General features: G+C 51.9%; 18 protein-coding genes. 14 read left to right on the top strand and 4 right to left on the bottom strand.

Annotation, left to right across the window (positions count from 1 at the left end; all coding sequences use genetic code 11):
• Window positions 1-8 precede the first annotated feature (8 nt).
• On the top strand, window positions 9-1,067 hold the full coding sequence (locus ACO0LD_RS26150; protein ID WP_423011468.1) for a hypothetical protein: 1,059 nt from the start codon (window positions 9-11) through the stop codon (window positions 1,065-1,067).
• Window positions 1,068-1,099: 32 nt separating this feature from the next.
• Here the strand turns inward: ACO0LD_RS26150 and ACO0LD_RS26145 are convergent, their stop codons facing one another.
• Window positions 1,100-1,753 (bottom strand): GntR family transcriptional regulator, encoded by a 654-nt coding sequence (locus tag ACO0LD_RS26145; protein ID WP_423011466.1) that lies wholly within the window; start codon window positions 1,751-1,753, stop codon window positions 1,100-1,102.
• Window positions 1,754-1,949: 196 nt separating this feature from the next.
• Here ACO0LD_RS26145 and dctP point away from each other — a divergent pair, with 196 nt between their 5' ends.
• The 11 genes from dctP to ACO0LD_RS26090 are packed head-to-tail and all read left to right on the top strand — an operon-like array spanning window position 1,950 to window position 11,697.
• Window positions 1,950-2,978: a TRAP transporter substrate-binding protein DctP gene (dctP, locus tag ACO0LD_RS26140; RefSeq protein WP_423011464.1), complete on the top strand. Its 1,029-nt coding sequence runs from the start codon at window positions 1,950-1,952 to the stop codon at window positions 2,976-2,978.
• On the top strand, window positions 2,975-3,538 hold the full coding sequence (locus ACO0LD_RS26135; protein ID WP_423011462.1) for a TRAP transporter small permease: 564 nt from the start codon (window positions 2,975-2,977) through the stop codon (window positions 3,536-3,538). Before dctP ends, ACO0LD_RS26135 begins: the two co-directional genes overlap by 4 nt.
• Window positions 3,535-4,884 (top strand): TRAP transporter large permease, encoded by a 1,350-nt coding sequence (locus ACO0LD_RS26130; RefSeq protein ID WP_423011460.1) that lies wholly within the window; start codon window positions 3,535-3,537, stop codon window positions 4,882-4,884. The genes ACO0LD_RS26135 and ACO0LD_RS26130 overlap by 4 nt, the downstream gene beginning before the upstream one ends.
• Complete coding sequence (gene mdcA / locus ACO0LD_RS26125) at window positions 4,884-6,548, top strand: malonate decarboxylase subunit alpha (RefSeq protein WP_423011458.1); 1,665 nt, start codon at window positions 4,884-4,886, stop codon at window positions 6,546-6,548. Before ACO0LD_RS26130 ends, mdcA begins: the two co-directional genes overlap by 1 nt.
• A gap of 11 nt (window positions 6,549-6,559) precedes the next feature.
• A complete protein-coding gene (mdcC, locus tag ACO0LD_RS26120) occupies window positions 6,560-6,874 on the top strand; it encodes a malonate decarboxylase acyl carrier protein (protein WP_423011456.1) in 315 nt (104 codons plus the stop codon).
• Window positions 6,871-7,770 carry a biotin-independent malonate decarboxylase subunit beta gene (locus tag ACO0LD_RS26115; RefSeq protein ID WP_423011454.1) on the top strand — a complete coding sequence of 300 codons (900 nt, stop codon included), beginning with the start codon at window positions 6,871-6,873 and terminating at the stop codon, window positions 7,768-7,770. Before mdcC ends, ACO0LD_RS26115 begins: the two co-directional genes overlap by 4 nt.
• Window positions 7,763-8,476, top strand: coding sequence for a biotin-independent malonate decarboxylase subunit gamma (gene mdcE, locus ACO0LD_RS26110; protein ID WP_423011452.1), 714 nt, complete (start codon window positions 7,763-7,765; stop codon window positions 8,474-8,476). Before ACO0LD_RS26115 ends, mdcE begins: the two co-directional genes overlap by 8 nt.
• 3 nt (window positions 8,477-8,479) lie before the next feature.
• Window positions 8,480-9,172: a malonate decarboxylase holo-[acyl-carrier-protein] synthase gene (mdcG, locus tag ACO0LD_RS26105; RefSeq protein ID WP_423011450.1), complete on the top strand. Its 693-nt coding sequence runs from the start codon at window positions 8,480-8,482 to the stop codon at window positions 9,170-9,172.
• Entirely contained in the window at window positions 9,166-10,089 is a 924-nt protein-coding gene (mdcB, locus tag ACO0LD_RS26100) for a triphosphoribosyl-dephospho-CoA synthase MdcB (RefSeq protein ID WP_423011448.1), read from the top strand. The genes mdcG and mdcB overlap by 7 nt, the downstream gene beginning before the upstream one ends.
• Window positions 10,082-11,017 carry an ACP S-malonyltransferase gene (locus ACO0LD_RS26095; protein ID WP_423011446.1) on the top strand — a complete coding sequence of 312 codons (936 nt, stop codon included), beginning with the start codon at window positions 10,082-10,084 and terminating at the stop codon, window positions 11,015-11,017. Before mdcB ends, ACO0LD_RS26095 begins: the two co-directional genes overlap by 8 nt.
• A gap of 47 nt (window positions 11,018-11,064) precedes the next feature.
• Entirely contained in the window at window positions 11,065-11,697 is a 633-nt protein-coding gene (locus ACO0LD_RS26090) for a carboxymuconolactone decarboxylase family protein (protein WP_423011444.1), read from the top strand.
• Between the two features lie 99 nt (window positions 11,698-11,796).
• Here the strand turns inward: ACO0LD_RS26090 and infA are convergent, their stop codons facing one another.
• The 3 genes from infA to ACO0LD_RS26075 all read right to left on the bottom strand — a co-directional run bounded on the left by infA (window position 11,797) and on the right by ACO0LD_RS26075 (window position 14,499).
• The gene (gene infA, locus ACO0LD_RS26085; protein WP_110258049.1) at window positions 11,797-12,060 is read right to left on the bottom strand and encodes a translation initiation factor IF-1; all 264 of its coding nucleotides are present in this window, start codon (window positions 12,058-12,060) and stop codon (window positions 11,797-11,799) included.
• Between the two features lie 593 nt (window positions 12,061-12,653).
• Complete coding sequence (locus ACO0LD_RS26080) at window positions 12,654-13,526, bottom strand: alpha/beta hydrolase (RefSeq protein WP_423011442.1); 873 nt, start codon at window positions 13,524-13,526, stop codon at window positions 12,654-12,656.
• A gap of 43 nt (window positions 13,527-13,569) precedes the next feature.
• Window positions 13,570-14,499, bottom strand: coding sequence for a LysR family transcriptional regulator (locus ACO0LD_RS26075; protein ID WP_423011440.1), 930 nt, complete (start codon window positions 14,497-14,499; stop codon window positions 13,570-13,572).
• A 151-nt stretch (window positions 14,500-14,650) separates the two neighbouring features.
• On the opposite strand from ACO0LD_RS26075, the gene ACO0LD_RS26070 reads away from it, so the two are divergent.
• Both ACO0LD_RS26070 and ACO0LD_RS26065 read left to right on the top strand, forming a co-directional pair.
• Entirely contained in the window at window positions 14,651-15,625 is a 975-nt protein-coding gene (locus ACO0LD_RS26070) for an MBL fold metallo-hydrolase (protein WP_423011438.1), read from the top strand.
• 77 nt (window positions 15,626-15,702) lie between these two features.
• On the top strand, window positions 15,703-16,410 hold the full coding sequence (locus ACO0LD_RS26065; RefSeq protein WP_423011436.1) for a glutathione S-transferase family protein: 708 nt from the start codon (window positions 15,703-15,705) through the stop codon (window positions 16,408-16,410).
• The last annotated feature ends 7 nt before the right edge of the window (window positions 16,411-16,417 follow it).

The raw sequence follows: 16,417 nt of genomic DNA, 5'->3' as shown, positions 1-16,417 counted from the left end.
GGGACTCCATGCGTGCCAGACAGCTACTGCAATACATCATTATCGCGACTGCATTTGTTGGTATTGTGGATGTCAGCTATGCGGCATCGAATGAGCGCTTGCGTGCCATGTATGAAGCAGACCAGAACGAACGTAAATCAGCACAGAATGATTTTTCTCATATCATCAATAATGACAGGGATCGTCGTGCTGCAGTATTGAGCATGTTGCAAACTACAAAGCTAAGCAGTGCAGAAGATTATTTTCACGCGGCCATGATTTATCAACACGGCACGACGCTGGAAGACATACGCCTTGCATATAGCCTCATCAATATTGCCGTGACTCTTCAACCGGATCAGGTGCGTTTCCAGCGCCTGCGCGCTTTGGCCTGGGACAGGATGATGATGCAATTGCACAAGCCTCAGTGGTATGGTTCGCAGACAGTCCAGCATGGCAGCCTGCAGCCATGGAAATTATATGAAATCGACGAAACAGCAGTGACGGATCAGGAAAGAACAGCATTGGGCATACCCACACTCGCAGAAGCGAGGGCAGATGTCGCCAGACGCAATGCTGATTTGCAAAAAGAGCAGACGTCTGAACCAGAAAAGCCCAAAGGACAAGCGGCGATTAAACCTGCTGTCATCAGCTTTCAGCGCGATCCTGGTACAGGACATGAATTGTTAGCCATCGATCGTTGCCTGGCCATGTTCTGGATACGGCTCAGCGACAGAGGACTGACAGAAAATTTGATAGCACAGCAAAGAACTGCCCAGCCACGCATGATGGTGCTGCGCAAGGAAGAAAGAGATGTGCTTGCCCCGCTGGATGGCAAAACCAAACTAATTTATCCGGAAATGGGCGGCGAAGCCTGCTTTTTCGATTATGTCGCTTATGCAGATGAAAATCGTCATCTGGTCCTGGACCTCATGCTGGATGACAAGGTCGTGCCTGGTCCTACTTATGAAGTGAAGCCATATAAATATTTCCGCGTCAGGCTGGGACAACTTGATACGGATTTGCAAGGCAAACAAGTGAAATTATTGAAAGCTGAAAAAATCAAACTTGAAGACCTGGGCCATTGATTGCATTACCTCGGTAGCATCTGCTTTGTGGTTCAAGCGCTTTGTCTCGGCAGCGATGCAATCAGATCCGCAAAACGCTGACCCTGTATCATGATATGCCCGCGCAATAAATTCGCGGTCAGTTCAGCCTCACCCTGCAAGATGGCTTGCACCACCTGGTCATGTTCGTTATAGGAGTTGGCGATACGGTCACGTACCCGCAATTGCAGGCGACGGTAAGGGCGCAGGCGACGGTGCAAATTCATCGCTTGCGTCTCCAGAAAATCATTGTGGCTGCCGCGATAAATCAGGTAGTGAAACACTTCATTCTTGTAAAAATACTCGTCCGGGTCTTCGGCATCACGTGCTTCTTTGCAGGCTTCATGGGCAGTTTTTAAATCTGCCTGTTCCTGCCTGGACATGCGGCGTGCCGCCATGCGGCCACACATGGCTTCAAACTCTGCCATGACTTCAAACATTTCTACCAGTTGCTGCGGGCTGATGGTGGCCACCTGGGCACCACGTCTTGGCCGCATTTCTATGATGCCCATTGATGCCAGTTGTATCAATGCCTCACGTATGGGGGTGCGGGATACGCCAAAGCGCTCGGCCAGCTCGGTTTCATCAAGGTGATGGCCAGGCTGCAGTTGTCCTGTTGCTATCAATTCTTCTATTTCTTCCCGCAGGCTTGCTGATCGGTTTTTCATTTTTCTTGTGTATCTAATTAATTCGTAGGCCTAGTATATATTCAAGTTGACTTTGAATGCAAAATAGTCGATCTTGTATACAAGAATTTTAATAAGGCATACAAGGCAGAGTTTTTAGCGGGATATGCAAAGATCAATGACAAGGCAAAAGCTTGTCAAAAAGAGATGTCTCATCCATAAAACCTTAGGAGTAATCATGTCGCAACTGAAGAGAAGAACAGTCTTGCAAGCTTTAAGCATGGCACCAATAGCGGCGGCATGGTCGCCAATGACTGCCTGGGCACAAAGTACGGCGCTGAAAATTTCCCATCAATTCCCAGGCGGCACGCTGGAAGAAGGTGATTTTCGTGATCGTCTGTGCCGCATGTTTGCCGCAGAAGTACAAAAGCGCACGAATGGCAGCCTGAAGTTTGAAATCTATCCCGGCTCTTCACTGATGAAGACCAATGCGCAATTCTCATCCATGCGCAAGGGCGCGCTGGATTTGTCGCTGGTGCCTTTATCGTACGCCGGTGGCGAAGTGCCAGAAGTGAATATTGGCCTCATGCCGGGCCTGGTGCCATCCTATGAAGTGGGCGCAGCATGGAAGAATGCCGAAGTAGGCAGGGAACTGAATAAACTCTTGCTGGACAAGGGCATCGTCGTGGTCAGCTGGATCTGGCAGGCTGGTGGCGTGGCATCGCGCACCAAGGCGGTGGTCGATCCGGACGATGTCAAGGGCATGAAGATACGTGGCGGCTCCCGTGAAGTCGATCTGGTATTAAAAGCTGCTGGTGCTGCCGTGGTATCCCTGCCATCGAATGAAATTTATGCCGCCATGCAAACGGGTGCGATGGAAGCTGCCATGACTTCATCGACGTCGCTGATCTCTTTCCGTCTGGAAGAAGTATCCAAATTCCTGACCAGCGGTCGCGGCCAAAGTTACTGGTATATGTTTGAGCCGCTGATGATGTCGAAAGTAATTTTTGACAAGCTGACGAAAGACCAGCAAAACACCATCATGACGGTGGGGGCAGAACTCGAAACCTTTGCCATCAAGGCCGCCAAGCAGGATGATGTTGCCGTCGCCACTGTCTATGAAAAGAAAGGCGCCAAGGTAGTTGACCTGAACGCTGCCACCGTCAAGAAATGGCAGGCAATCGCCCGCACCACGGCCTGGAAAGACTATGCCGACAAAAATGAAAACTGCGCCAAATTACTGAAGCTGGCGGAGAAATTATTATGAGTCATGGCTTTGAAATAGCAACTCCTAAAGGGCCTCCAGTTCCGGACCATCCCTTTGTAGCCCGGCTGGCAAAAGTACTGGAATGGATTAACAAGGCCATCGTGCGCATTTCCATGTTTGCCATGCTGCTGACGGCCTTCATCCTCACCTATTCTGTCGTCACACGGTATCTTTTCAAGATACCGACAGACTGGCAAGATGAAGCCTCGGTCTTCATGCTGATAGGCGTGACTTTCTTTTCTGCGGCTTACGTGCAATCCTATCGTGGTCATATAGGCATAGAAGTCCTGTCATCCATCTTGCCGCCAGCAGTCAACCGCTTTCGTCTGTTGCTGGTGGATATCATCAGCGCGACGTTTTGCTTGTTCTTTTCCTGGAAATCCTGGACGCTGTTCCATGAAGCCTGGGTGGATGGACAAACTACCTCCTCCACATTTGCGCCGCCCTTGTGGATACCCTATGCCATGATGGCAACCGGCATGACACTGTTGTCACTGCAAATCCTGGTACAGATACTGGCTGCCGCCACCAATACAAGCAGCAAAGGGAGGCCAGCATGAGTCCGCTTACCCTCGGCGTTTTATATGGCATTGTGACTCTGGTCGTGATGTTTTCCGGCATGCCCATCGCCTTTGCTCTGGGCGTAGTGGCCACCGGTTTCATGTATTTTTTCATGCCTGCCGCGTCACTCGATACCATTACCCAGAACGTCTATGAAGAAATGGCGTCGATCACCTTGTTGTCGATACCGTTGTTTATTTTAAAAGGTGCAGCGATAGGTAAATCACCCGCCGGACGTGACCTGTATTCAGCCATCCATGCATGGTTGCACAAGGTACCGGGCGGCCTCGGTATCGCCAATGTATTCGCCTGCGCCATGTTTGCAGCAATGGCAGGTTCCTCACCTGCGACCTGTTCCGCGATCGGTTCGGCTGGTATACCAGAAATGCGCAGGCGTGGTTATTCGCCTGGCTTTGCAGCAGGCATCATCGCTGCCGGAGGCACCTTAGGTATCTTGTTGCCACCATCGATTACCATGATTTTGTATGCCGTTGCTGCTGAACAGTCTTTGGGACGTTTGTTCCTGGCTGGCATAGGCCCGGGTGTTTTGCTGGTGATTTTGTTTTCTGGCTATGCTGTATATCGCGCCCGCCGTGAGTATGCGATTGCGTACAAGGCGTACGAACAGGGTGGTGTCAAATCAGCTTATCTGGAAGAAGAACATTTCACTCTCGCGCAAAAAGTCGAGATGCTGCCGCGGGTTTTGCCCTTCGTGATCCTGCTCATTGGTGTCATGGTGGCTCTGTATGGTGGCTATGCCACACCTTCAGAAACAGCAGGCCTGGGTGCCTTGCTGGCGATGGTATTGATTGCGATTGTATATGGTGTCTGGCGGCCAAAAGACATTTCGCCCTTCATCACCTCGACCATCAAAGAATCAACGATGCTGCTGTTCATCATAGGCATGTCGCTGCTATATTCTTATGTCATGAGTTATCTGCACATCAGCCAGTCTGCGGCACAATGGGTGGTCGATCTGCACTTGAGTAGATGGATGTTGCTGACAGTGATCTTGCTGATGGTGGTGGTGTTTGGCTTCTTTTTGCCACCGGTATCGATTATCCTGATGATGTGTCCAATCATCTTGCCACCCTTGAAAGTTGCCGGGTTTGACCTGATCTGGTTTGGCGTGGTCATGACCATCGTCATGGAGATGGGGCTCATACATCCACCCGTGGGTTTGAATATTTTTGTCATCAAAAATATTGCGCCTGATATCCCCCTGAAGGATATCGTCTGGGGTGTCATGCCTTTTCTGTTATTGATGCTGGTAGCGGTGATTTTGCTGTGTGTATTCCCGCATATCGCCACCGCATTTCCTGATGCCTTGATGGGAGCAAAATAATGACCGCAGCCGGTCGCTGGAACACCCTGCAAACCAATCGCCAGCAGCGCCTGCAAAGGGCTGCCGACGTGCTGGGTATTGATTTGCAGGGCAAGCTATTTCCGCAGCAGCGCATTGGTGATTGCCTGCATGCGGTACTGGAAACAGGCGACCGGGTTTGCCTGGAAGGGAATAACCAGAAGCAGGCAGATTTCCTGGCCAGGGCACTCACCAGGCTGGATGCTGCACGTGTCCATGATTTGCACATGCTGCTATCCGTGCTGGCCCTGCCTGAACACCTGGATGTATTTGATAATGGCATCGCCAGCAAGCTGGATTTTTCTTTTTCCGGTCCGCAGGCAGCTCGTCTTGCCAAGCTGGCCTCGGCAGGCAAATTGAATATCGGTGCCATCCATACCTACCTGGAATTGTATGCGCGTTATTTTGTTGACTTGACACCACGCGTGGCCCTGGTGGCTGCGCAGTCAGCAGACCGCGCAGGCAACTTATATACCGGCCCCAATACTGAAGATACGCCAACAATAGTTGAAGCCACTGCTTTCAAATCCGGCATCGTGATTGCCCAGGTCAATGAGATAGTCGATGTTTTGCCGCGTGTCGATATCCCGGCAGGCTGGGTAGATTTTGTCGTGCAGGCACCGACACCGCATTACATAGAACCCCTGTTCACCCGTGACCCGGCCTTGATCTCCGAGATACAGGTCTTGATGGCGATGATGGCCATCAAGGGCATCTATGCTGAATATGAAGTCAAGCGACTCAACCACGGCATAGGCTTTGATACTGCTGCGATAGAATTGCTCTTGCCCACCTATGCAGCATCGCTGGGCCTGAAAGGCAAGATTGCCAGCCACTGGGCACTGAACCCGCACCCGGCACTAATACCCGCGATAGAAGCAGGCTTTGTCGAATCCGTGCATTCCTTCGGCTCTGAGCTTGGCATGGAAGACTATATCCGTGCCCGGCCTGACGTTTTCTTTGTCGGTGCTGACGGTTCCATGCGCAGCAACCGCGCGCTGTCACAGGCAGCAGGGCATTATGCCTGCGATATGTTCATAGGTTCTACTTTACAAATCGATTTGCAGGGCAATTCATCTACCGCAACGCTGGGGCGTATAGCCGGTTTCGGTGGTGCACCGAATATGGGTGCTGATGCACGTGGCCGCCGCCATGCCAGCCCTGCATGGCTAAAGGCAGGTCGTGAAGCACGGGCAGGCAGCAATCAGATACCGCGCGGACAAAAGCTGGTGGTGCAAATGGTGGAGACTTTCCGCGAGCACATGCAACCCGCCTTTGTAGAAAAACTCGATGCCTGGCAACTGGCAGAACAGGCCAATATGGCCATACCACCGGTGATGATTTATGGTGATGATGTCACCCATATCCTGACGGAAGAAGGCATCGCCAACCTGCTTCTGTGCCGCAGTGAAGAAGAGCGTGAGCAAGCGATACGCGGTGTTGCTGGCTACACGCCAGTTGGCCTGGCCCGTGACAAACGCATGGTAGAAAACCTGCGTGACCGCGGCATCATCAAGCGCGCAGAAGACCTGGGCATAGACAAACGCATGGCTACGCGTGATCTGCTGGCCGCAAAGAATATGAAAGACCTGGTACGCGCTTCGGGTGGCCTGTATCAACCGCCCAAGCGCTTCAGGAACTGGTAAGGAACTTCATCATGGAAACTTTGGTATACCGCTTTGAACAAGGACAGCGCAAGCTGGGGCCAGTGGCGCAACTAGTCGGCGTGGTCAGCTCAGGCAATCTTGAAGTACTGGTGCAGGCTGTGGATTTGCAGTTGGCCTGCGAGATAGAAATCAGCACGGCTGCCACTGGCTTTGGTGCGATCTGGCAAGCAGTCATGCATGATTTTAACCAGCGCTGGCAGCTGGCCGATTGCCGCATTGCCATCAACGACATGGGCGCTACCCCCGCCGTTGTCAGCCTGCGCATGGATCAAGCCATAGAAGCCTGCCTGGAGCAAGTCAAATGAGCAGCTATCTGGAAGCAACGGCCAGGCAAAGAGTGACCGCATTGATCAGCGATTTCGCAGAATTTTTGCCACCCGCAAAAGAGTGGACCAGCCCGCATCTGCCGCAACTGAATGCACCTGTGTCCTTTGATGACGGCGTGGTCATCGGTCGCGGCACTGTCGATGGCAGGCAAGTCTATGTCGCCGCGCAGGAGGGTGGCTTCATGGGCGGTGCAGTAGGCGAAGTGCATGGTGCCAAACTGGTGGGCCTCATGCGTGCAGCCGTCATCCACAAGCCGCAGGCATTGGTGTTGCTGGCAGAGTCAGGCGGTGTGCGCCTGCATGAAGCCAATGCGGGCCTGATTGCCGTGTCTGAAGTCATGCGTGCCTTGCTGGCTGTGCGTGCTGCTGGCATACCCGTCATCGTTGTCATCGGTGGCAGTAATGGCTGCTTTGGTGGCATGGGCATAGTCTCGCGTTGCGCGAATGTCATCATCATGTCGGAAGAAGCGCGCCTCGCGATGTCCGGCCCAGAAGTCATAGAAACTGCCAACGGCGTTGAGGAATTTGATTCACATGACCGCGCGCTGGTATGGCGTACTACTGGCGGCAAGCACCGCTATCTGCTCGGTGATTGCCAGATGCTGGTGGCCGACGATGATGCCGCCTTCAAGACGGCGATAGTACAAGCCATGCAGGACAGTGTACAAAGCGAAGTTGCGCTCAGCCTGGCTGCACTGGAAGCTGAACAAAAAATGCTGACGACGCGCCTGCAAGATTTTGGCAGCAAGACTGAACCCATGGATATCTGGGCTGCCATGGGCATAGAACATCCAGAGGATATTGCCATGCTCGATACCCAGGCTTTCTTGCAACTGAGCGCCAGCGTCAGGCAGACGGAGCGCCAACATGGATAGCATGCAATTGCTTGCGCAGTTATTCCCGCAAGGCCATGAGGTCACTATCGTTGATGATTTCATTTCTGGCACAGCAGTTATCGATGAACAGAGTATCAGCGTGATCGGTACCAGCGGCCACACACCCATAGGTGTAGAGATTGCACTGACACAAGCCAGGGCAGTGCTGGCGACAGTGCGTAATCATCCGCAAAGAGCTATCTTGCTGCTGGTCGATACCCAGGGCCAACGCTTGCGCCACCGCGATGAAATGCTGGGCATTAACAGCTATATGGCACATCTGGGTAAATGCATAGAGTTAGCCAGACAGTCTGGCCACAAGGTCATCGCGCTGGTATATGACCAGGCACTGTCTGGTGGCTTCATCACCAGCGGCATGATGGCCGATGCCTGTTATGCCTTGCCAGAAGCCACCATACGCGTCATGGGCTTGCCAGCGATGGCACGCATTACCAAAGTGCCTGAAGAAAAGCTGACTGCGCTGGCATTGCATAATCCTGTATTTGCACCCGGCCCCAAGAACTATGAACGCATGGGCGGCGTGCAATCCATCTGGGAAGGTGATCTCGCGCAATGCCTGCGTGTCGCATTGACCCAGGTAAATGCAAACGATCAGCGCAGTGAACTGGGCCAGCAACGCGGTGGCCGCCGCAAGTCGCAGCAAGTGATAGATGTTGTACTATTACAAGCGGCACAAGCAAAGTAGAGTATGGATAGTATCGCGCAATATCAAAGACATGATCTGGTCTGGCTTTCTGACGAAGCCTGGCTGGCCGTCTTGCAGGCTTTTGGCGCGCCAGACATGCTCAGACAGTGGCAGCAAGAGGAATGGCCAGCCGTAGTCACACGCCGTCATCCTGATGCTGCAGAAGATGAAGTCTGCATAGGTTTCCCGCTACCACCTGTCAATGGCAACAAGCCGCGCTTTGCCGCCAGGGTAAAGGCTGAGCATATCGCTATCCATCAATCTGCCTTGTCCTTGCATACTGTCGTCGCGGTAGTTCCATTTGCCTGGCAGGCCGGTTTGCAAGGCCTGCACCAACATGCACTGATGGCAGGTATCAAGCTGCGCGTGTATGGCTCGGTCGCCATGCAGTTTTTGACTGGGCAAGATTATTTGAGTGCGACTTCAGATATCGATATTCTGTTCCGGCCCTATCACCAGGCACAACTGCGCGCTGGGCTGGCCTTGTTGCAAGAGCATCAGCAAAGCTTACCCATTGATGGCGAAATTATTTTCCCTGGCGGGGCCGCGGTGGCCTGGAAAGAATGGATACAGCCCGCCCATCCCGGGCAGGATTTTAATCAGCAGCGCGTGATGGTGAAAGACATGCGTGGCGTTAGCCTGCGCACGCGGCAAAACCTGCTTGAACTATTGGCTGAGGGTGAATTGCCATGCTAGCGCAAGCGCATGTACATACTGAACGGTGTTCAGTTCAGTCGCCGATAGCTTCACCTCAAAGAAAACATATTGCGCAGCAAATCGCCATACTCGCAGTGCGCAGCCTGTATGCAGAACTGGTCTTGTATCCCAAACCTGGTCTGGTATCCCTGCGTGACAATGGCAGTCATGTTGATATGGATGCTGCCTGCTTCATGCGCAGCCTGTTTTCGCTACGCCATTATTTCAGAGACATTGCGCTCGCTGGTGCCGCTGGTGCTGAATTCAACATACTAAAAAATTTAGGTATTGCAGCAGAACAGCGCATGTTGAAAGCGACCAAAGGCATCAATACACATCGCGGCGCCATCTTTGCCTTGGGCATGCTCAGTGCAGCAGCAGGTTATTGTTTGTCGCGTGACGGCGTATTGACGACGACAACTGTACGGCAGGCCCTCATCTCGCAATGGGGGCAGGCTTTGGCTGCACATAGTGCTCCAGACGCTGCGCAATATCTGAGCCATGGTTTGCAGGCCGCAAAACGCTATTCTGCCAGCGGTGCCAGGGAAGAAGCAGCGCTGGGTTTCCCCTCCATCTTTGAACTTGCCCTGCCACGTCTGCAGCAAAGCCTGCGAGAAGGCCGCAGCCTGTATCTGGCGCAGATAGATTGTTTTTTCACTCTGATGGCACATATCAGCGACACTAACTTGTACCATCGTGGCGGTGCGGCAGGCATCGCTTATGCCAGGGATGTGGCACAAAATTTTCTAGAGCAGGGCGGTACAGCTGATCCGCAATGGTTGCATACGGCAGAAAACTGTCATCAAGAATTTATCGCACGCAGACTGTCTCCGGGTGGTGCCGCAGACATGTTGGCAGCAACTTGCTTTGTGCAGCTATGCCTGGAAGAATTTTCTGCGACGAGGATACATGAATAAGTTCGCCCTGCTTTGTCCGGGGCAGGGGGCGCAGTTTGCTGACATGTTTACTCTCGCTGAGCAACACAAGCAGGCGGTGAGTTTTGTGAAAGATGTCTTGAGTCAGGCGGTACAGCAACATACGCTGGCAGATGCATTGTCATCGCCTGATCTGCTATTTGATAATCGCTATGCCCAGCCTTTGATCGTCGCAACCACTCTGGCCAACTGGCTGGCGCTGCGGGATAATTTACCCACGCCCGACTTGGTTGCCGGATACAGTGTCGGCGAAATTTCTGCACATGCCGTCAGTGGCAGCATGGATGTGCAAGCTGCACTGCAACTCGCCACCACCCGCGCCGCTTTGATGCAGGCTTGCGTGCATGAGCCGCAACGCATGCTGGCGGTGTCTGGCATTGCCATCATCGATGTACAAGAATTCGCTGCCAGCCATGATCTGCACGTCGCCATCATCACGGCTGACAACAAGGCCATCATCGCTGGTCTGGCCGACAAGATCAGCGCGGCAATACCAGAAATAGCCAAGTTGCCTGGACATGATGTTACGCACACAGAGATTGCTGTGCACATCGCTTCACATACCCCGCTGATGCTTACTGCTGCACCTGGTTTTGCGCAAGCACTGAATGACATTCCCTTGCATGAATCCGACACTCCTGTATTGGCAGGTATCAACGCTGAAAAAGTCACAGAGCCAGCGACCATACGCAGCAGCTTGCTGGCACAACTGACCCAGACCATACACTGGCATGCCTGCATGGATGCACTGGCTGAAAACGGCATCAGCCATGCGCTGGAACTGGGCCCAGGCTCGGCGCTATCCAAAATGCTGCAAGCCCGCCACCCGCAAATCGCCTGCCGCTCTATTGCAGATTTCCGCAGCCTTGAAGGTGTAGTCCACTGGGTGCAACGCCAGAGCGAGAATTGAAATTCACTAGCCCAAACCAGAACAAAGCAGCACATACAGGAGACATCATGAAACGTATTACACTGAGCAATATTCTCATTCCTATCATACTCACCATGACCATCAACACACTGGCGCAGGCTGCCGAACGCCTTCCTACAATACCTCCATCACAATACACAGACGAACAAAAGAAAGCGGCTGAAGAATTCCTGGCAACGCGTAAGGTGCCTGTCTTTGGCCCGTTTGAGCCTTTGATGCATAGTCCTCAAGTCATGAGCCAGGCACGTGCCATGGGCGATTATCTGCGTTATCAATCTGCACTAGGCACCACCCTTAGTGAACTGGTGATACTGATCACCGCAAGAGAATGGTCGCAGGATTATGAATGGTATGTGCATCACCCCATTGCTCTCAAGGCGGGCATCAAACCGGAAGTGACAGCCGCAATTGCCGATGGCAGGCACCCGGCAGGCATGACAGACGATGAAGAAATCGTCTATGACTTTTCCATGGAACTGCACAAGAACAAACGCGTGTCAGATCGCACGTATGAACGTGCAGAAAAACGCTTCGGTAAAAAGGGAATAGTGGATCTGACCGGCATCAATGCCTATTACACGCTGTTGGCCATGCAGATGAATGTGGCGCAGTATCAGATACCCAAGGACGGCAAGAAGCTGGTGCGATTTCCTGAATAAAGCAAGTGGCCTGAAATCAATATAAAAGGACAAAAAAATGGGGCCAATGCCCCATTTTTTTACATCAATATATTTGCTGCCAGCTACGATGAGCTGCGATCAGTAACGACGACGCTGTTGACCACCACCAGATGGACCGCGTGTTTCAATATGGCGGAAAGTGATTCTGCCCTTGCTCAAATCATAAGGTGACAATTCCAGCGTCACCTTGTCACCGGCGAGTATGCGTATGTGATGCTGACGCATTTTGCCGGACGTGTAAGCGATCAGTTTGTGACCGTTTTCCAGGTTCACGCGGAAACGTGAATCGGGCAGCACTTCTTCAACTTGACCACTCATTTCCAACAGTTCTTCTTTTGCCATGGTTTTTTCATCTTTATAGTAGAGCGTGACACTGTGCACAGACTGCGTCACTAATGGCAGACGATCACATAATCATCTGCAAGGGATTACGGTGAACTCACTGTTGATCGCCTGATACTGTAAGACGAAAAGAGTGTGAGTGTTGAAAGAGGCTGTGCACAGATGGCTTTGCCATCACATCAACACAGTGCTTGAATACCAACCAGAAGAATGTGCTAAAGGTCAGTAACTAGTGCAAGGTAAAGCAAGTCTTGTAGCAGCTTGTTACCAGAAACGCTGCTCAGCGCTTATCAGAAACACTTCGTCAGAAATACAGCGATTTATCCGAAGATAAAAATTCTTTTGCAATAGGATTATACCCCGAATACCATACTTCCTCCGCGATTTGTCGATAAATCGCCAGAGAAATCAAGAGTTACTGTCTTTTTGTTGATAAATTGATCTGTAAAGCCACTTTTCGCTGTCATTGATGCAAATTAATTTCACATGTGTTTGTTATTTCAACACAAACAAGCATATAAAGTATTTGTACTGCACTTGCCTGACCGGCAAATAACCTGGAATTTTTGCCGGATTTTCACAGAACGGCAAGTTTATAAACTGACCTGCTGTATGTACTCACAATAAGCTTTTTGTACATCGCTACGCCTCAGCAAACCATTGTGTCCAGCGTCTTTGATGAACAACTGGCGCTTGGTCCTGGATGGAATCGCTTCATAGACTTTCTGCCCAAGCTCCGCCGGGGTCAGTTTGTCTTTTTCTGCCGTCAGCACCAGTGCCGGGCCCTGATAGTGTGACATCGCCCTGATGTTATCTACCTGCTGCAAACTGTCCTGGATATTGATGCTGACAAAAGGCTTGGCATACCATGGGGTGGACAGCGACACCATGTCCCTGACATTGCTGGCTGTGGTTTCCAGGATGATGCCATCTGGTTGGCGCTGTTCAGCAATAAAACCGGTAGCAAAACTGCCCATGGAATGCCCATGCACCACCAGCTTGCCAGTGGTCTTGGCACGCATGGCATCGTAAATTTTCAAGGCATCTTCCTGCATGTTTTTAATGTCAGGCACACCCACCGTGCGACCATAACCGCGATAGTCAAAACTCACCAGATTGACATTGCAACTGCCTATATTTTTCAACATGAAAGGCAATGAATCTTCCACATGTGACAGGTTGCCACCAAAATACAGCACGGTGACTTTGCTGCCATTTTGCTGGAATGCCGCACCTTCCAGCTTGGTCTGGTCAGCGGCGACGACAGTTTCATCCTTGAGCTGTACTGCCGGATTGATTTTTTGCATATCGTCCTGCGTCAATTTTTGCCTGAGCTTATAGCCGGTTGAACTGTCGGGACGTATGTATTGCTGGTCAGTGATGTCAACATGCATGCACGCCACCAGTTGGCTGCTGGCTCCAACAACAAGTGCAGCTAAAAACCAATTTGATTTGATGAGGCGCATGCTGTCTCCGCTATTCCACTATGAACAAGTACGGGGAATATTATCACGTGGATTCTTGCAATATCCTGTCCCAGTAAGGCGGCTCACCAAAACTGTTGCGCAGATGGGCGATAAATAACTGCGCTTTTGCTGCATGTGAACGCCCCGGCATGCGTACTGCATGAATACCTGGCCGTATCTTTGCGTGGGTGTTGTGGGCATTCGGGAAGAGCGAGATCAATTGCCCCGACTCTATCGCATCACACACCATCCAGCTGGCCAGATGGACTATGCCTATGTCTGCCAATGCTGCCTGCAATAATGACTCGGTATCGTCAGAGCGCAAACTGCCGTGTATAGGCAAGCTGGTCTCGCGGTTCACACCAGGGTAACACCACCAACCGGCGGGTATGGGCGTTGTCGCTATCGTCAGGCAATTATGCTGGAGCAAATCTTGCGGCGTGGCTGGCCTGCCATGGCGCGCCAGATAAGCCTGGCTGGCGCAGGTCAGCCTGTGCAGCGGTGCCAGTGTGGTCGCCACCAGATCGCTATCCGGCAGCACGCCTATGCGCACTGCGACGTCGACCCTGCGCGTGGACAGATCAACGATGTCATCGTTGACATGCAAATCCACTTCCATCAAGGGATAACGGTTGAGAAAGCTGGCAACAGCCGGGGCAATATGCCGCCTGCCAAACGCAGAGGGTGCTGTTACCGTCAGCAAACCACGCGGGTCAGCATTCAATGCTGACATGGCTTGCCGGGCATCATCCAGTTCTGCTGCGATGTTTTTTGCCCTTGGCAAAAACTGTTCACCTGAATCAGTCAGCAGCAAGCGTCTGGAGCTGCGATGGAATAACTTGATGCCCAGCTCAACTTCGAGCGCATCTATCTTCCGTGAGATGGATGACACCGCCACATCATGCTTTTTCGCGACGGCAGACAGGCTGCCAGCCTCATGTACTTCCAGAAAAATCTGTATTGCATCGAACATGGCTGGTCTCGGTCTGTTTGCGAAAAACGCAAAGATGGTTTGCAATGTGAATTATTGTATCGTTTTTCGCAAAGAAATAGAATCTCTTCCATCAACCGCACGTAAACACTTCGTAGTACAACACATGGCGAATAGCCCCAAGGAAGAGAATATGATCAAGAACACTTTGCATAAATTAGCCCGCGCCGCCTTATACCTGTCCGTCGCCGGTGCATTCGGCATGAGCAGCGGTGCAGCTTATTCCGCAGCACCGATGGTTAAAACTTCTGCCCCTGCGTATTACCGCACTATGCTGGGCGCATTTGAAGTGACCGCGCTCAGTGATGGCACCGTCAAACTGCCAGTAGAAAAGATATTGATGGAGCCTGAGCAAAAAACCAAAGAAGTACTGGCAAAATCATTTTTGCAGGCACCGCTGGAAACTTCAGTGAATGCCTACCTGGTCAATACCGGCAACAAGCTGATCATGATAGATGCAGGCACTGGCAGCCTGTTTGGTCCCAGCCTGGGCAAGCTCATTGCCAACCTGAAGGCGTCAGGCTATGAGCCATCACAAATTGACGATATCTACCTGACGCACTTGCATCCCGATCATGCGGGTGGTTTGATGATCAATGGAGAAATGGCTTTTAGCAATGCCAACATCCATGTTGACCAGGCAGAGGCCGATTACTGGCTCAGCCCAAAAAACATGGAGCAGGCACCGGCAGATGCCAAGTCTTTTTTCCAGGGCGCGATGGTTTCAGTCAATCCCTACAAGACAGCACAAAAATTGCAAACCTTTAGCAAGGATGGTGAATTGCTGCCCGGCCTGACTGCGCACTCCACCCATGGCCACACCGCTGGTCACACGTCTTATCTGCTTGAAAGCCAGGGCGAAAAAATGCTGGTGGTCGGTGACCTGATCCACGTCGCATCTGTTCAACTCGACAAGCCTGAAGTGACCGTGACTTTTGATAGTCATGCCAAAGAGGCCTCAGCCATGCGCCAGAAAGTATTTGCCCAGGCAGCAAAAGACGGCGTGATTGTCGCCGCTTCGCACATACAGTTTCCTGGCATGGGTCGCTTGAAAAAAACAGGTTCCAGCTATCAATGGGTACCAGTGAATTTCACGCTGATGCCTTAGGAAATTGATGAGCCAGGCAATTGCAGGCCTGCCATGGCAGGCCTGCATCCAGTTCCAATTACTCTCAAAGAGAAAAAATGATCAAGTTCTATTATCACCCTTCACCCAATCCAGCCAAGATAGCCCTGTTTCTTGAAGAGTCTGGCCTGCCGTATGAACTGGTGCCAGTTGACACGCAAAAAGGTGAACAACATGGCGCGGCCTATTTAGCGATTAATCCCAATGCCAAGACCCCTGCCATTGTGGATGAGGAGACTGGCGCAGTCGTTTTCGACAGCAATGCCATCCTGCTTTATCTGGCAGAAAAATCAGGACAATTCCTGCCAGCACCTGACCCGGTAGTACGTGCAGAAACGCTGTCCTGGCTGATGTTCATCGCCACCGGCATAGGGCCGTTTTCCGGGCAGGCGGTACACTTCAGGCACTTTGCGCCAGAACCAAAAATCTATGCGCTGAACCGCTATGACTTTGAAGCCTGGCGTCACTGGCGCATACTCGATGCACGCTTGGCGGAGCGCCAATATCTGGTTGGCAAGGACTACAGCATAGTCGATATGGCTTTTTGGGGCTGGGCACGTGCAATACCGTTTATCCTTGGCGACGATGCCTGGGACGCTTTACCGAACGTCAAGCGCTTGTTTGATGAAATCAATGCCAGACCGGCAGCGCAACGTGCCGATAATCTAAAGACTGCTCATGCTTTCAAGATGGCGATGGATGCAGAGACCATGGCGGCGATGTATCCACAAAATGAACGGCTTGGCACCGTGGTTGTCGTGGATTAAGTGAAGC

Origin of the sequence: Undibacterium sp. Ji83W (assembly GCF_049340385.1) — a bacterium.
GTDB lineage: Bacteria > Pseudomonadota > Gammaproteobacteria > Burkholderiales > Burkholderiaceae_D > Undibacterium.
Note: the sequence above shows the minus strand (reverse complement) of the source record. Positions and strands in the feature narration are given on the sequence as shown.

Bases quoted from the DNA above. Each gene is read 5' to 3' on its own strand.
- ACO0LD_RS26150 (WP_423011468.1), top strand. From the start codon at position 9: ATGCGTGCCAGACAGCTACTGCAATACATCATTATCGCGACTGCATTT.
- ACO0LD_RS26145 (WP_423011466.1), bottom strand. From the start codon at position 1,753: ATGAAAAACCGATCAGCAAGCCTGCGGGAAGAAATAGAAGAATTGATA.
- dctP (WP_423011464.1), top strand. From the start codon at position 1,950: ATGTCGCAACTGAAGAGAAGAACAGTCTTGCAAGCTTTAAGCATGGCA.
- ACO0LD_RS26135 (WP_423011462.1), top strand. From the start codon at position 2,975: ATGAGTCATGGCTTTGAAATAGCAACTCCTAAAGGGCCTCCAGTTCCG.
- ACO0LD_RS26130 (WP_423011460.1), top strand. From the start codon at position 3,535: ATGAGTCCGCTTACCCTCGGCGTTTTATATGGCATTGTGACTCTGGTC.
- mdcA (WP_423011458.1), top strand. From the start codon at position 4,884: ATGACCGCAGCCGGTCGCTGGAACACCCTGCAAACCAATCGCCAGCAG.
- mdcC (WP_423011456.1), top strand. From the start codon at position 6,560: ATGGAAACTTTGGTATACCGCTTTGAACAAGGACAGCGCAAGCTGGGG.
- ACO0LD_RS26115 (WP_423011454.1), top strand. From the start codon at position 6,871: ATGAGCAGCTATCTGGAAGCAACGGCCAGGCAAAGAGTGACCGCATTG.
- mdcE (WP_423011452.1), top strand. From the start codon at position 7,763: ATGGATAGCATGCAATTGCTTGCGCAGTTATTCCCGCAAGGCCATGAG.
- mdcG (WP_423011450.1), top strand. From the start codon at position 8,480: ATGGATAGTATCGCGCAATATCAAAGACATGATCTGGTCTGGCTTTCT.
- mdcB (WP_423011448.1), top strand. From the start codon at position 9,166: ATGCTAGCGCAAGCGCATGTACATACTGAACGGTGTTCAGTTCAGTCG.
- ACO0LD_RS26095 (WP_423011446.1), top strand. From the start codon at position 10,082: ATGAATAAGTTCGCCCTGCTTTGTCCGGGGCAGGGGGCGCAGTTTGCT.
- ACO0LD_RS26090 (WP_423011444.1), top strand. From the start codon at position 11,065: ATGAAACGTATTACACTGAGCAATATTCTCATTCCTATCATACTCACC.
- infA (WP_110258049.1), bottom strand. From the start codon at position 12,060: ATGGCAAAAGAAGAACTGTTGGAAATGAGTGGTCAAGTTGAAGAAGTG.
- ACO0LD_RS26080 (WP_423011442.1), bottom strand. From the start codon at position 13,526: ATGCGCCTCATCAAATCAAATTGGTTTTTAGCTGCACTTGTTGTTGGA.
- ACO0LD_RS26075 (WP_423011440.1), bottom strand. From the start codon at position 14,499: ATGTTCGATGCAATACAGATTTTTCTGGAAGTACATGAGGCTGGCAGC.
- ACO0LD_RS26070 (WP_423011438.1), top strand. From the start codon at position 14,651: ATGATCAAGAACACTTTGCATAAATTAGCCCGCGCCGCCTTATACCTG.
- ACO0LD_RS26065 (WP_423011436.1), top strand. From the start codon at position 15,703: ATGATCAAGTTCTATTATCACCCTTCACCCAATCCAGCCAAGATAGCC.